At 61.8% G+C, this 13180-nt stretch carries 12 protein-coding genes; 10 read left to right on the top strand and 2 right to left on the bottom strand.

The window, feature by feature from the left end; translation table 11 throughout:
• Positions 1 to 82 precede the first annotated feature (82 nt).
• A complete protein-coding gene (locus tag HMPREF2896_RS02375) occupies positions 83 to 1150 on the bottom strand; it encodes a CNNM domain-containing protein (RefSeq protein ID WP_070446688.1) in 1068 nt (355 codons plus the stop codon).
• Entirely contained in the window at positions 1150 to 2523 is a 1374-nt protein-coding gene (locus tag HMPREF2896_RS02370) for a hemolysin family protein (protein ID WP_070644576.1), read from the bottom strand. The genes HMPREF2896_RS02375 and HMPREF2896_RS02370 overlap by 1 nt, the downstream gene beginning before the upstream one ends.
• 142 nt (positions 2524 to 2665) lie before the next feature.
• Between HMPREF2896_RS02370 and hemW the strand changes: the two genes are divergently transcribed.
• The 10 genes from hemW (at position 2666) to recO (ending at position 13178) form a co-directional block, all read left to right on the top strand.
• Positions 2666 to 3814 carry a radical SAM family heme chaperone HemW gene (gene hemW / locus HMPREF2896_RS02365; RefSeq protein ID WP_070717401.1) on the top strand — a complete coding sequence of 383 codons (1149 nt, stop codon included), beginning with the start codon at positions 2666 to 2668 and terminating at the stop codon, positions 3812 to 3814.
• Between the two features lie 431 nt (positions 3815 to 4245).
• The gene (locus tag HMPREF2896_RS02360; RefSeq protein WP_070717396.1) at positions 4246 to 5418 is read left to right on the top strand and encodes an ATP-binding protein; all 1173 of its coding nucleotides are present in this window, start codon (positions 4246 to 4248) and stop codon (positions 5416 to 5418) included.
• A gap of 10 nt (positions 5419 to 5428) precedes the next feature.
• Positions 5429 to 6463 (top strand): heat-inducible transcriptional repressor HrcA, encoded by a 1035-nt coding sequence (gene hrcA, locus HMPREF2896_RS02355; protein WP_070525541.1) that lies wholly within the window; start codon positions 5429 to 5431, stop codon positions 6461 to 6463.
• Between the two features lie 54 nt (positions 6464 to 6517).
• On the top strand, positions 6518 to 7660 hold the full coding sequence (gene dnaJ / locus HMPREF2896_RS02350) for a molecular chaperone DnaJ (RefSeq protein ID WP_070717393.1): 1143 nt from the start codon (positions 6518 to 6520) through the stop codon (positions 7658 to 7660).
• Positions 7660 to 8400: a 16S rRNA (uracil(1498)-N(3))-methyltransferase gene (locus tag HMPREF2896_RS02345; protein ID WP_070717391.1), complete on the top strand. Its 741-nt coding sequence runs from the start codon at positions 7660 to 7662 to the stop codon at positions 8398 to 8400. The genes dnaJ and HMPREF2896_RS02345 overlap by 1 nt, the downstream gene beginning before the upstream one ends.
• A gap of 10 nt (positions 8401 to 8410) precedes the next feature.
• Positions 8411 to 9376: a PhoH family protein gene (locus tag HMPREF2896_RS02340; RefSeq protein ID WP_070717389.1), complete on the top strand. Its 966-nt coding sequence runs from the start codon at positions 8411 to 8413 to the stop codon at positions 9374 to 9376.
• Positions 9373 to 9948, top strand: coding sequence for an rRNA maturation RNase YbeY (gene ybeY, locus HMPREF2896_RS02335; RefSeq protein WP_070513587.1), 576 nt, complete (start codon positions 9373 to 9375; stop codon positions 9946 to 9948). Before HMPREF2896_RS02340 ends, ybeY begins: the two co-directional genes overlap by 4 nt.
• 116 nt (positions 9949 to 10064) lie before the next feature.
• Positions 10065 to 10913 (top strand): pyridoxal kinase PdxY, encoded by an 849-nt coding sequence (gene pdxY / locus HMPREF2896_RS02330; protein ID WP_070717386.1) that lies wholly within the window; start codon positions 10065 to 10067, stop codon positions 10911 to 10913.
• Positions 10914 to 11447: 534 nt separating this feature from the next.
• Positions 11448 to 12443: a GTPase Era gene (era, locus tag HMPREF2896_RS02325; RefSeq protein WP_049157277.1), complete on the top strand. Its 996-nt coding sequence runs from the start codon at positions 11448 to 11450 to the stop codon at positions 12441 to 12443.
• 18 nt (positions 12444 to 12461) lie between these two features.
• A complete protein-coding gene (recO, locus tag HMPREF2896_RS02320; RefSeq protein ID WP_070644583.1) occupies positions 12462 to 13178 on the top strand; it encodes a DNA repair protein RecO in 717 nt (238 codons plus the stop codon).
• The last annotated feature ends 2 nt before the right edge of the window (positions 13179 to 13180 follow it).

Below are 13180 nucleotides of genomic sequence, written 5' to 3'. Positions count from 1 at the left end.
GCGCTCTTCGCTGCTAGTGTGGCACGAATAATTTTGCGTGCCACCGTCTAGCTTCGTGTGCCAGGGGCTTAGCGCGTACGCGCTAAGCCCCTGGGTTCTTGGTGGCCGGCGCGGCCTGGTCCAACTGCTCCGTAATCTGCGGCCACAGCTGGCCCATGATGTCATCCCAGGTGAGGATCCACACGGTCTTGTCTTTGGTGGGTTTGCCCACCATGACGAGCTGCTCGTTGCGGGCGCGCATCTGGTCCAGCGTCTTCTGCACGGTGGAGGATGAGCCCACCGCCAGTGCGGGGCGGGAGAAATCCAGCACCGGAGTTTCCGGGTCCGCGAGCAAGGTATCGCGCACGTGGACGATGCGCGGGATGCGCGAAGTACGCGGGTAGACCAGCACGCGCATGATGGACTTGCGCACCACGAGGTCATGAAGCTCAGCCACGGTGGCATCGGAGGATAGCGGCAGGATTTCCGAGCCGTGCTCGCGGGCCAACTGGGCCGCAGTGGCGGCTTCCAGTTCGATGACGCCGGTGATCTGGTTGGCGGAGTCATCGTCAAGCGTGCCCGTCAGGCGCGAGTGCTCGACCAAGTGGCGAAGGGTCTCCGCGTCATAGCCAGCCGCACCAGCGCGGTCGACAGGTTCCTCGCCGGTCATCGTCACCAGCTTGTTGGCCATCTTGTTGATCCAGAGCAGCAGCGGACGGAAGAGCCAGATGAAGCCGCGGGCAGGCACCGCGATGAGCTGAAGGGCGGTCTCCGGGTGGGCGATGGCCCAGGACTTCGGCGCCATCTCACCAATGACCAGGTGCAGGAAGGTCACGACGAACAGCGCCAGCAGGAAGGAGATGACGTCAGCAACGCCCAGCGGCAGGCCAAGGGCCTCCAGTGGGGTCATCAGCAGGTGATGGACCCAAGGTTTGGTCACCGCACCGAGGACGAAGGTTGCGGCGGTAATGCCCAGCTGGGCGCCGGCCAGCATGACGGTCAGCTCATTCAGCGAGCGTAGGCCCGCACGCGAAGCCGCCGAGGATTCCGCGGTCTCCTCCAAGCGGTTGCGGCGCGCCCCCATGAGGGAAAACTCGATGACCACGAAGAACGCGGAAGCAGCGATGATGAGAATAGTGATAAGGAGGTTAAACCACCAGGTATCAGTCATTAGTCATCCTCTCCTTCCGGGAATTCCTCTACCAGCTCGAGTGCCAGGACGGAGGGCACGTGGCGGTCGATTTCCTCGACGCGCACGTTGAGCGTGCGGATGGGGGCTTCGTCACCATCGACCCAATCTTCCGGTTCGGCCTCGAGCTCGATGGAGAGCTTTTCACCCTCGTCCGGCAACGTGCCGGAATGCGCGATGAGCAGACCGGCGACGGTTTCGAAATCGCCCTCCGGCAGGTCGTGGCCAATGGCGCGCTCGACCTCGTCGATGGGGGTGTCACCGTCGACGATCCAGTGCGTCTCGTCCTGCTCGGTGATTTCCTCGGTCTCTTCGAGGTCGTGCTCGTCGGTGACATCGCCGAGGATTTCCTCGGCCAAGTCCTCCATGGTCACGATCCCGACGAAGCCGCCGTATTCGTCGATGACGCAGGCGAGTTTCTCGTCGGCATCGCGAAGCTCCGTGACGACGTCGGGAAGCGGCATGAGCTCCGGCACCACCACGGGTTCCTTCATGATTTCACGAGCCGGGGTAGCCAATGGCAGCTCACTGCCCAGCACGTCGTAGAGGTGCACCACGCCGATGGGATTGTGCTCATCGTCGATGATGGGGTAGCGGGTGTGGTTCTCCGACATCATCTCGCGCACCTCACCAATGGTGGTCTCCGGCTCGATGACATCCACGCGCGAGCGCGGGATCATGGCGTGTTCCACGTCGTGCTCGGGAAAGTCGAGGAGACGGTCGAGGACCAGGTAGGTGTCCTCATCCAAGTCGCCAGCCTCGTGGGAGGCATCCACGATGGACTCCAGGTCATCGGTGGTGGCCGAAGAATCGACATCCTCCACCGGCTCAATACCGAAGACCTTGAGCAGGGCATTGGAGGAATACTCAAAGAAGTGGATGAGCCAGCCGAAGATCTTGAGGTACCACATCGTGGATGCGGACAACCACAGCGCTGACTTCATGGGGGCGGCGATGGTGTAGTTCTTCGGGAAGAGCTCGGCGAAGAGCATCGTGAGAACCGTCGACACCGCCAGCGCTGTCACCGTGCCGATGGCGACAGACACGCCCGTGGGCACGCCCACGCCGCCGAGCAGCTGGCCCAAACCTTGGCCCACGAGGGGCTCGGCCACATAACCAATGAGCAGACCTGTAATCGTGATACCCAGCTGCGCGCCGGAAAGCATGAAGGAGGTCTTTTGGGTGATCTTTAAGGCGCGCTCCGCGGACTTATCCCCTGTCGCTGCGCGCTGGCGCAGCTGCGTGCGGTCCACCGACATGAAGGCGAATTCCTGCGCCACGAAATAGGCGTTGGCCACGATAATGAGAGCGATGACGGCGAAACCCGCCACAATCATCAGGATGGCAGATAACACGGCTTACCCCACCGCCTTAAGACGGCGGTGGGGACATCGACTCGGAGGTTCCACTTAAAAGAGGCCTTTCTTCATTAATCGGGGTGGCAAATCTGCACTATAGACTACCGCTTTAACGGCGCTGTCGGATACTTTGTTCCCCATGGATCCCTTTGGTCTCTATATTCACGTTCCTTTCTGTGCCTCCCGCTGCGGATACTGCGACTTCAACACCTACACCCCCGGCGAGCTGGGAGGGGATTTGACCAGCGATTATCTAAGTGCTTTGGAGAAAGAGCTGGAGATGGCGGCGGCGCAGGTGGGCCGCGAAGCCGAGACTGTTTTTATCGGTGGCGGCACGCCGAGCCTGCTGGGTGCTGAGGGCCTGGGCCGTGTCTTGTCGAAGGTCCGCGATACCTTTGGCCTCGCCCCAGGCGCGGAGGTCACCACGGAATCCAACCCGGAATCCACTTCGCCGGAGTACTTCGCCGGGCTTCTCGACGCCGGCTTCACCCGCCTCTCCCTGGGTATGCAATCCGCCTCGCCGGGGGTGCTCGCCGTGTTGGAGCGAGCCCACACGCCGGGCCGTGCCTTCGATGCCGCGCGCGAAGCCATCGCTGCGGGCTTTGAGCACGTCAACCTCGACATGATTTATGGCACGCCGACTGAAGAAGATGCCGACGTTGCCCTGACCTTGGAGCGCGCCCTGGAGACCGGGGTGGACCACATAAGTGCGTATTCGCTCATCGTGGAGGATGGCACGCGCATGGCCCGCAAGGTGTCCAAGGGCCTCCTGCCCGCACCGGATGAGGACGTGCTGGCCCGGCGCTATGAGATGATCTCCTCCACACTCGAGGCCGAAGGTTTTGAGTGGTATGAGGTGTCCAACTGGGCCAAGCCGGGCGGGGAGTGTCAGCACAACCGCATTTACTGGGTGGACGGCAACTGGTGGGGTGCGGGCCCGGGCGCGCATTCGCACTTAGGCAACGAGCGCTTCTATAACGTGAAGAACCCGCGGACCTACATCAAGGCGGTAGGCGAGGGCGAGTTGCCCATCAAGGAGCGCGAGCAGCTCACGGAGGCTGACCGTCATACCGAGCGCATCATGCTGGGACTGCGCCTGCGCGAGGGCATTCCTGCGTCCTGGCTCGCGCCGGCGGCTGAGCCCGTGGCCGCGCGTTTTATCGAGCGCGGCCTGCTCGAGCGCGCCGGTGACCGCCTTCGCGTGACCAAGGCAGGCCGCCTGCTCGCGGATGGCATTATTACGGACCTCCTCGTCGCTGAAGACACCGCCCAAAACACCGCCCGCTAGCGGCTTGCCCCGCCGGCGGGCCGACCTCCGAGTCCGCATCAGCTGGCTCATTAGCGGCCGTACCCTGATCGTGGCCTGCCCTGCCTTCTGCACATGGTTCCAGTGGAAAGGCTCCGGTCGGAAGGTTCGTTTGGGGGTAAGCAAACCTTCCTTAGGCTGCTAGAAGGTTCGTTTGGGGGCAGGTAAACCGTATGACCTGAGCCATCTGAGTAGAACCATCTGTGTGATGCAACCGCGAAGCCGCGAAGAAGTGGCCAAGCCTTGGCCTTTCGATACCGAGGAGACATAGTGACTTAAAGTTAGCCCCGCTGGGAATTTGTTAGTTTTTCTCCTTTCGTCGGAAAGTTTGATAGCGGCGTTAGTCGGTGTTAGTTTCTTTCTCTACGTCGAGAAACCTGTTAGTCGCTCTCGATAATGCTAGTATTAGTGGCATGGATGATGCCTTAAACCCCTACACTCCTGGCTCGGGCATCGCGCCGACAGTTCTTACTGGGCGCGAGAGAGACCTTCATGCGTTTGACAATCTTGTCAAACGCGTCCAGAACGGATTGCTTGGCCGTCCAATGCTGCTCGTTGGCTTGCGTGGAGTGGGTAAGACCGTGCTGCTCAACCAATTAAAAAGGAAGGCTGACCAAGCCGACTGGCTAACGATTAAGTTTGAGGCTTCGCAGGGGGCACGTGGACGAGAAGGAGCACGCCGTGCTCTAGCACAAGGTTTAGCCAAGGCCTCTTTGCGTTACCGAACGAAAGCCAAGGTATCTGAGGGTTTTAACTTTATTGCTGCGGCCGTAAAATCCTTTTCGCTCTCGGTAGGACAAAGCATTATTGACCTTGGAGTTGAAGTAGGAGACATTCCTCCGGCAACAGGAAACCTTGAGCTTGATCTGCACGATGTGATCGAGGCCATCACCACGACGCTCCTTAAGGAGGATAAAGCTTTAGGAATCTTCATCGACGAAATGCAAGACCTCGATGAAGAGCTGCTCGAAGCGCTCATTTCTGCACAACATGAAGCAGGGCAGCTGGGCTTGCCTTTTTACATTATTGGTGCTGGGCTTCCGAGTCTGCCAGGGATTCTGGCGGAGTCCCGCTCTTATGCAGAGCGAATGTTCGAGGTGCACCAAATTGGCAGGCTCGAAATGTATGCCGCACTTGCCGCCTTCCGTGAACCTGCGCGGACACAGAATGTGGAATTTGACGATGAAGCAGTTGAATATCTAGCAAATGTATCGGGGCAGTATCCGTATTTCATCCAGGAATTTGGTGCACAAATGTGGTGCACTGCGCGAACTTCACCTATGGATTCCGATGCAGCTCGACGCGCCGCGCGGCTTGGAATTGAGCAGTTGGACCGCGGGTTTTTCCAAGCCAGGTGGGATCGCGCTACTCCAGCCGAGCGGGACTACTTGACCGCGATGGCGAAGGTTGGCGGAGTGGAAATCTCGAGCAAGGACATCGCGGACATCTTAGGTAAAGACACGAAGAAATTGGGTCCTGTGCGAGCCAAGCTCATTAGTAAAGGGTTGATCTATGCTCCAGAACACGGCAGGGTGAGCTACACTGTGCCAAATTTTGACGACTTCATCGCCCGCCAGGACGGATAGTCTTAAAGACATGTCTAGCTCCACCGATGCCCGCCGCCAAGAGGTCCTGCGCGCCATCGTCGCGGACTACATCGCCTCGCAATCGCCCGTCGGCTCCAAGGCCCTGCTCGAGCGCTACCAGCTGGGCGTGTCCTCGGCGACGATTCGCAATGACATGGCCGTGCTCGAAGCCGAAGGCCTCATCGCCCAAGAGCACGCCAGCTCCGGGCGCGTGCCCACGCAGAAGGGCTACCGCCAGTTCGTCGATACGCTGCACGATGTTAAGCCGCTTTCCAAGGCCGAGCGCCGCGCCATGCTCACCTTCCTCGAGGGCGGCGTGGATTTGGAAGACGTGCTGCGCCGCTCTGTCCAGCTGTTGGCCCAGGTAACTAAGCAAGCGGCCGTCGTACAGATGCCTAACCTCAAGGTCTCCCGCGTGAAGCACTGCGAGGTCGTGGCACTCTCACCGGTGCGTCTGCTCTTGGTGTTGATTACGGATAATGGGCGCGTCGATCAGCGCAATGTGGAGCTCGATGATGTCATCGACCCCGAGCAGACCCACCGCCTGCGCGATATCCTCAACACCGCCCTGGAGGGGAAAACGCTCACGGAAGCCTCGGTGGAGCTGGCCGCGCTTGTCGACGACTCCCCGGCCGATATCCGCCCCCACCTCCTCAAGGCGGCGACGACGCTGATTGAGACCCTCGTGGAGCAGCCCTCCGATCGCCTGATCATGGCGGGTACGTCCAATCTCACCCGCGTGGCCCTGACCGAGGGTTTGCCCTCTATCATCGAAGCTCTTGAAGAGCAGGTCGTGGTGCTGAAATTGCTGGCCCGCGTGCCAGACTTGGGCAACGTATCAGTCTCCATTGGTGAGGAAAATGAAGCCGATGAGCTGCGCCAAACCTCCGTCGTGGCCACGCGCTATGGATTCGGCACCGGCTCGGAGGCTGCAGCACTCGGCGGGCTTGGTGTGGTGGGGCCGACATATATGGATTATTCGGGAACAATCTCCAAGGTCTCTGCCGTTGCACGCTATGTGAGTGAAATTTTGGCGGGCGAGTAAGCTGGCCCGTCGGATTAGATTTAGTATCAACGAGATATAGAAGGATGACAGTACGTGGCTCGTGACTACTACGGCATTCTTGGTGTAGAAAAGTCGGCGTCCGACGCCGAGATTAAGAAGGCTTACCGCAAGCTGGCGCGCAAGTACCACCCGGATGTGAACCCGGGCGATGAGGAGGCCGCGGAGAAGTTCCGCGAGGCTTCCCTTGCACAGGAGGTTCTGCTGGATCCGCAGAAGCGCCGGGTTGTGGACATGGGTGGTGACCCCATGGAGGAGCGCGCGGCCCAGGGCGGCGGCTTTGGTGGTTTCGGTGGCGGCGGCCTCGGGGATATCTTCGCCGAGTTCTTCGGCGGGGGAGCAGCCTCCCGCGGCCCGCGTTCCCGCGTGCAGCCGGGCGATGATGCGCTCCTGCGCACCACCATTACTCTCGAGGAGGCCTATAGCGGCGTTAAGCAGCAGGTCAAGGTTGATACCGCTGTGGTTTGTGACCGCTGTGAGGGCTCCGGTTCTGAGTCCAAGTCCAAGCCAGTGACCTGTGATCACTGTGGCGGCATGGGCCAGGTCCAAGAGGTCCAGCGCAGCATGCTGGGCAACATGATGACCACTCGCGATTGCCCGAAGTGCTATGGCTTCGGCGAAGTAGTCACCGACCCTTGTGGCCACTGCGGCGGCGATGGCCGCGTGCGCAAGCGTCGCGATATTACGGTGAATATCCCCGCCGGCATTGGTGATGGCATGCGCATCCGCATGGCTTCCCAAGGCGAGGTCGGCCACGGCGGCGGCCCCGCTGGCGACCTGTACGTTGAGGTGCACACTGAGCCGCACCCCGTCTTCGAGCGCAATGCCGATGACCTGCACCTGACCGTGCGCGTGCCCATGGTGGATGCCGCGCTGGGTGCTTCCTGCACCGTCGAGCAGCTCGACGGCGAGGAGCTCACCATCGATATCGCGCCGGGCACCCAGCCGGGCGAGTCCATCACCCTCCAAGGCAAGGGCATGCCGCGCCTGCGCACCGATGGCTTTGGCAACCTCCACGCCCACGTGGATGTTGTTATCCCAACTGACCTGGATAAGAAGACCCGCGAGGCACTGGAGAAGGTCCGCGCCGCCGGCCACGGCGGCACCGAGGTCCACCATGCCGGGGACGGCCAGGGTGAATCCCTTTTTAGCCGCTTCCGCGATAAGTTCCGCCGCTAATGTCTTTACCCGTCTTCCTCCACCCGGATCTTTCCCTCGCGAAGGTCAGCCAGCCGGTGGGCCTCGATGGTGCGGAGGGCCGCCACGCGGTCACCGTCAAGCGCATGGGCCCAGGGGAGCACCTGGTCCTGATCGATGGGTCCGGGCGTCGCGCCACCGCCACCATCACTGATACGCAGGGCAAGGACACGCTGGTCGCGCTTGTCGACGACCTCGCGATCCTCCCCGAACCCTCCCCGAGGGTGGTCGTGGTCCAGGCTATCCCCAAGTCTGAGCGCGCCGAACTCGCCGTCGACCTGGCCACCCAGGCCGGGGCGGATGAGATCATCGCCTGGCAGGCGGATCGCTGCGTGTCCAAATGGGATGCCAAGAAGGCCCCGAAGGCGCTAGCGAAGTGGGAATCTGCAGCCGTGGCGGCGGCGAAGCAATCGCGCCGAGTGCGCGTACCGGTGGTGCGCGGCCCGCTTACTACCCGCCAGCTGTGCCAGGAGATGTCCGGCACCCGCGCCTTGGTCCTCCACGAGGAAGCTCAAGCGCGGCTCAAGGATCTGGAGGACCTCGACTCCACCGGAACCATCTACCTGCTGGTGGGGCCGGAGGGCGGCATCGGCGCGGAGGAACTAGCTCGCTTGCAAGAGGCCGGTGCGACGGCGATCAAGTTGGGGCCGGAGGTGTTGCGGACGGCGTCGGCAAGCATGGTGGCCTTGGCCAGCATCGGCACCCTGACCGCGCGCTGGTAGCCTTTTGGGCGTGCCTATTATCACCACCAAGTTTGATCTCGATTCCGCCTACCTCGCCACCGTGCTGGGCCCGGCGGACGATAACCTGCGCGTTTTGGGCAACCTCGTGGGCGTGGACCTCTTTGCCCGCGGCACCACCATTACTGCCGCCGGCCCGGATTATGAGGTGGCCCGTGCACGCAAGGTCCTGGAAGAGCTCGAGGCGATTGCACGCCGCGGCCATCCGGTGAGCACGGATACCGTTAAGCACACCCTGGACCTTGTCACGGTGGATGCTCCAGCTTCCGTGTCCGAGACGCTCGCGGCCGATATCGTCTCGCGCCGCGGCAAGGCTGTGCGCGCGAAGACGGTGGGGCAATCGCGCTATGTGCAGGCGATTGATGAGAACACGATTGTCTTCGGCATTGGTCCGGCCGGTACCGGCAAGACCTACCTGGCGGTGGCCAAGGCCGTGCAGGCCCTGCGCGCCAAGCAGGTCAGCCGCATTATCTTGACCCGCCCGGCCGTGGAAGCGGGGGAGAAGCTGGGCTTTCTGCCTGGCACGCTCAACGACAAGATCGATCCTTATCTGCGCCCGCTCTACGACGCTTTGCGGGACATGATTGATCCGGAGATGATTCCGAAGCTCATGGAAGCCGGCATCATTGAGGTCGCCCCCTTGGCCTATATGCGTGGCCGCACGCTCAACGATGCCTTCGTCATCCTCGATGAGGCCCAAAACACCACGCCGGCGCAGATGAAAATGTTCCTGACGCGTTTGGGCTTTGGCTCCACCATCGTAGTGACCGGGGATATCTCCCAGGTGGATCTGCCCGGTGGCCAGGTCTCCGGGCTGCGCCTGGTGCGCCGCATTCTCAAGGGCGTGCCGGATATTCACTTCGCGGAGCTGGGCTCTGCTGATGTGGTGCGCCACCAGCTGGTCGGGCGCATCGTGGAGGCCTACGACAATTTTGCTGAGCAGAAGGAGAAGAAATGAGCATCGAGTTTATCAACGAGTCCGGCTATGACGGCGTCAACGAGGAGATGCTGATCGACGTCTGCTCCTACGCCCTCGGCCGCCTCGACGTGAATCCGGATGCCGAGTGCACCATTACCGCGGTGGACCTAGACACCATCGCGGAGTTGCATGTGCGTTGGATGGACCTGGAAGGCCCGACGGACGTGATGAGCTTCCCCATGGATGAGCTCACCCCGGGGGCTACGGCCGGCCGCCCTGATGCGGTGGAGGCCGGACCGGCCATGCTGGGTGATATCGTACTCTGCCCGGAGTTTGCGCAGCGCCAAGCCACCGCGGCCGGCCACTCCCTGGGGCACGAGTTGGCTCTGCTCACCGTGCATGGTTGCCTGCACCTGTTGGGTTATGACCACACCACCGCGGCAGAGGAGAAGGAAATGTTCGGCCTGCAGAATGAGCTGCTGGCGGACTGGTACGAGGACTTGGCAGCGCGCGGCGTGAGCTACCAACCTAAGCCTTCTGGCCCGAAGGCCTTCCCGGATGCCGCCGAGCGCGCCGAGCTGGATAAGGAAGTCCCCGGCGGCGGCTTGTAATCCGGATGTGAGTGGGCCCACCGCCTGTGTCTGTTGCGGACAAACACAGGCAGTGCGTTTGCTTAAATGGGGCTAATCGTTGAGGTGCGTGGTGGGGCGTAGCACAATGGAGAGTTATGAATATCCTCTCCATCCAGTCCCACGTCACCTTCGGCCACGTGGGCAATTCCGCAGCAGTCTTTCCTCTTCAGCGCGCTGGCCATGAGGTATGGCCTATCCACACGGTGAACTTCTCCAACCACACCGGTTACGGCGATTGGGGCGGGCCGATGATCCCGGCGGAAGAGGTCACGGCGATTGTGGATGGCATCGAAAAGCGCGGCGCCTTCTCGCGCATTGATGCGATCTTGTCTGGCTACCAGGGCGGTCCGGACATCGCCGGTGCCATCGTGGATGCTGTGAACCGCATCAAGGCGGTCAACCCCAAGGCCCTCTATGCCTGCGACCCGGTGATGGGCAACGCCAAGTCTGGCTGCTTCGTCTCCGATGAAATTCCACCGCTGCTGCGCGATAAGGTTGTTCCGGTCGCGGACATCATCACCCCGAATCAGTTTGAGCTGGGCTACCTGACTGACTCCGAGGTGGGCACCTTGGAACAGACCCTTGCCGCGGTGAAGCGTGCGCAGGAGATCGGTCCGAAGCCTGTGCTGGTGACCTCGGTGCAGCGCCCAGAGACCAGCGAGGACGAGATTGAGATGCTCGCCGTTGATGGCGAGCGCGCCTTCCTGGTCAGCACTCCCAAGCTGCCGTTCAAGCGCAACGGCTCGGGTGATGTCACGGCCTCGCTCTTTACTGGTCACTACGTGGAAACGCACGATGCAAAGGAAGCGCTCAAGCGCACGGCTTCCTCGGTCTTCGACTTGCTGCAGAACACCTACGAGGCGGATTCGCAGGAGCTGCTCCTCATCGAATCGCAGGACACCTTCGCTCACCCGCAGCTGCAATTCCAGGTCGAGGAGCTCTAGCCGCCAATCCGTGACCGCTGCCCGCGCGCCTTTGCAGCTTGAGGCTTGGCGGTCTCGCGCACCAGTCTGAGTCTCGGCCTTACGTGGCCCTGCCGTCAGCCTTCGCTGTGGTCCCGCAAAAGGTGCCCGGCAAACGGCATCTCCCAAAAGGCGTCTCTGGTAGTAAAAACGCCATCTGGACGCCGCAAAAGGCGTTTTTAGGCGTGAAAACGCCTTTTAACAGATGCCTCCTGGAAGATGCCATGTGGCGCAAGCTTTTTCGCAGTCGCCATGCGGCGGATACGCTCGCGCCATCAACTCTCACCCTCGCGCACCGCTGCTTTCGTGGCCCACCTTCAACGATGTGGTTTCCAGCCATAAGGTTCTACTCACATGGTTCGGGTCAGAAGGTTCTCTTGGGGGCAAACAAACCTTCTGCAGGTCGCTAGATGGTTCGTTTGGGGGCAAGGAAACCTTATGACTAGAACCGTCTGACTGGAACCATCTGCGCAGCGCGAAGGAACCACCGGTGCGTGCGTTATGATATGAGGCAATATGAGCACTGATTTCGATGCCGCCTTCGCCGACCTACCAGCCGAGGGCGAAGCCAACCCAGCCGACTACTCGCAGTACACCGACACGCCCGAGGGCTTCCGCTCCGGCTTCGTGTCTTTCGTCGGCCGCCCCAACACCGGCAAGTCCACCCTGACCAACGCGCTGGTGGGGCAGAAGATCGCCATCACGGCGGACCAGCCCGAGACCACCCGCCACCCCATCCGCGGCCTGGTGCACCGCGAGGATGCGCAGATCGTCCTCGTCGACACACCTGGCCTGCACCGCCCGCGCACTCTGCTCGGCGAGCGCCTCAACGAGGTAGTCAAAGACACGTATGCAGACGTTGACGTCATCGGCCTGACCATCCCCGCGGACGAAAAGATTGGCCCCGGTGATCGTTGGATCTTGGAGAACGTCCGCAAGGTCGCGCCGAAGACCCCCATCATCGGCATCGTCACCAAGCTAGATAAAGCGTCCAAGGACCAAGTCGGCGCCCAGCTGCTTGCCCTGCACGAGCTGCTCGCGGAAGAGAACCCCGATGCCGTGGTCATCCCCGTTTCCGCCACCGAGCGCGTGCAGCTGGATGAGCTGACCCAGGTCATCGTGGACCACCTGCCCGAAGGCCCCAAGTTTTACCCCGATGACCACGTCACCGACGAAGACCAGTCCAAGCGCATCGCCGAGCTGATCCGCGAGTCTGCGCTCTCCGGCCTGAAATACGAGCTGCCGCACTCGGTTGCCGTCGAGGTCGATGAGATTCTGCCTAGCCAGGAGCGCCCGGACGTCCTCAACGTCCACGCCATCCTCTACCTGGAGCGCCCCGGCCAGAAGCGCATCATCGAAGGCAAGGACGGCCGCCGCTTCCGCCGCATCGTGGGTACCGCCCGCAAGGAAATCATTCAGCTCCTTGGCCAAAACGTCTACCTTGACCTGCGTATTAAGGTGCTCAAGAATTGGCAGTCGGACCCGAAGGCGCTGGGCCGCCTGGGCTTCTAAAAGCCGGAGAACTTCCACATGCGCGAAAACTTCCGCGACCGCGCCCTTGTCATCCGCTCCTATGATTTTGGCGAGGCGGACCGCATCATCGTGCTCTTGACCCGTCGTCACGGCCTCGTGCGCGGGGTGGCCAAGGGAGTGCGCCGCGCCAAGTCGCGCTTCGGCTCGCGCCTGCAGCTCTTCGTTAACCTCGACGTTCAGCTTTATCCCGGGCGTAACCTCTACACCATTTCCCAGGCCGATACCGTGGATTACTTCGGCGCGCGCATCATCGAGGACTACGAGCGCTATACCGCCGCGTGTGCTGCCCTTGAATCCGCCGAGCGCCTCGCCGCCGCTGATGCCCCCGGCGATCCCTACCTCTATGAGGCCTGCGTCGATGTCCTCGACAAGCTTCAGCACGGCGATCCGCTCATGCTTCTCGACGCCTTCCTTCTCAAAGCCATGTCCCACGCCGGCTGGGCGCCCAGCCTTTTCGATTGCGCCCAGTGCCAAAGACCCGGCCCGCACCACGCCTTCCACCCAGCCGTGGGCGGGGCCGCCTGCCACCAATGCCGCCCACCAGGCGCCGCCGAGGTAGACCCAGAAACCCTGCACCACATGTGGCTCATCGCCCATGACCACCCCAGCCAGCCGACGAACGCCCAAGCCCAAGAGGCCCATCGCCTCACCCGCGCGCACCTGCAATGGCATCTTGAGCGAAGCGTTGGCGCGTTGGGGATCATGGAACAGTAGAC

This window comes from Corynebacterium sp. HMSC069E04 (genome assembly GCF_001813175.1).
Lineage (GTDB): Bacteria > Actinomycetota > Actinomycetes > Mycobacteriales > Mycobacteriaceae > Corynebacterium > Corynebacterium aurimucosum.
Note: the sequence above shows the minus strand (reverse complement) of the source record. Positions and strands in the feature narration are given on the sequence as shown.

Bases quoted from the DNA above. Each gene is read 5' to 3' on its own strand.
- HMPREF2896_RS02375 (WP_070446688.1), bottom strand. From the start codon at position 1,150: ATGACTGATACCTGGTGGTTTAACCTCCTTATCACTATTCTCATCATC.
- hemW (WP_070717401.1), top strand. From the start codon at position 2,666: ATGGATCCCTTTGGTCTCTATATTCACGTTCCTTTCTGTGCCTCCCGC.
- HMPREF2896_RS02360 (WP_070717396.1), top strand. From the start codon at position 4,246: ATGGATGATGCCTTAAACCCCTACACTCCTGGCTCGGGCATCGCGCCG.
- hrcA (WP_070525541.1), top strand. From the start codon at position 5,429: ATGTCTAGCTCCACCGATGCCCGCCGCCAAGAGGTCCTGCGCGCCATC.
- HMPREF2896_RS02345 (WP_070717391.1), top strand. From the start codon at position 7,660: ATGTCTTTACCCGTCTTCCTCCACCCGGATCTTTCCCTCGCGAAGGTC.
- ybeY (WP_070513587.1), top strand. From the start codon at position 9,373: ATGAGCATCGAGTTTATCAACGAGTCCGGCTATGACGGCGTCAACGAG.
- pdxY (WP_070717386.1), top strand. From the start codon at position 10,065: ATGAATATCCTCTCCATCCAGTCCCACGTCACCTTCGGCCACGTGGGC.
- era (WP_049157277.1), top strand. From the start codon at position 11,448: ATGAGCACTGATTTCGATGCCGCCTTCGCCGACCTACCAGCCGAGGGC.
- recO (WP_070644583.1), top strand. From the start codon at position 12,462: ATGCGCGAAAACTTCCGCGACCGCGCCCTTGTCATCCGCTCCTATGAT.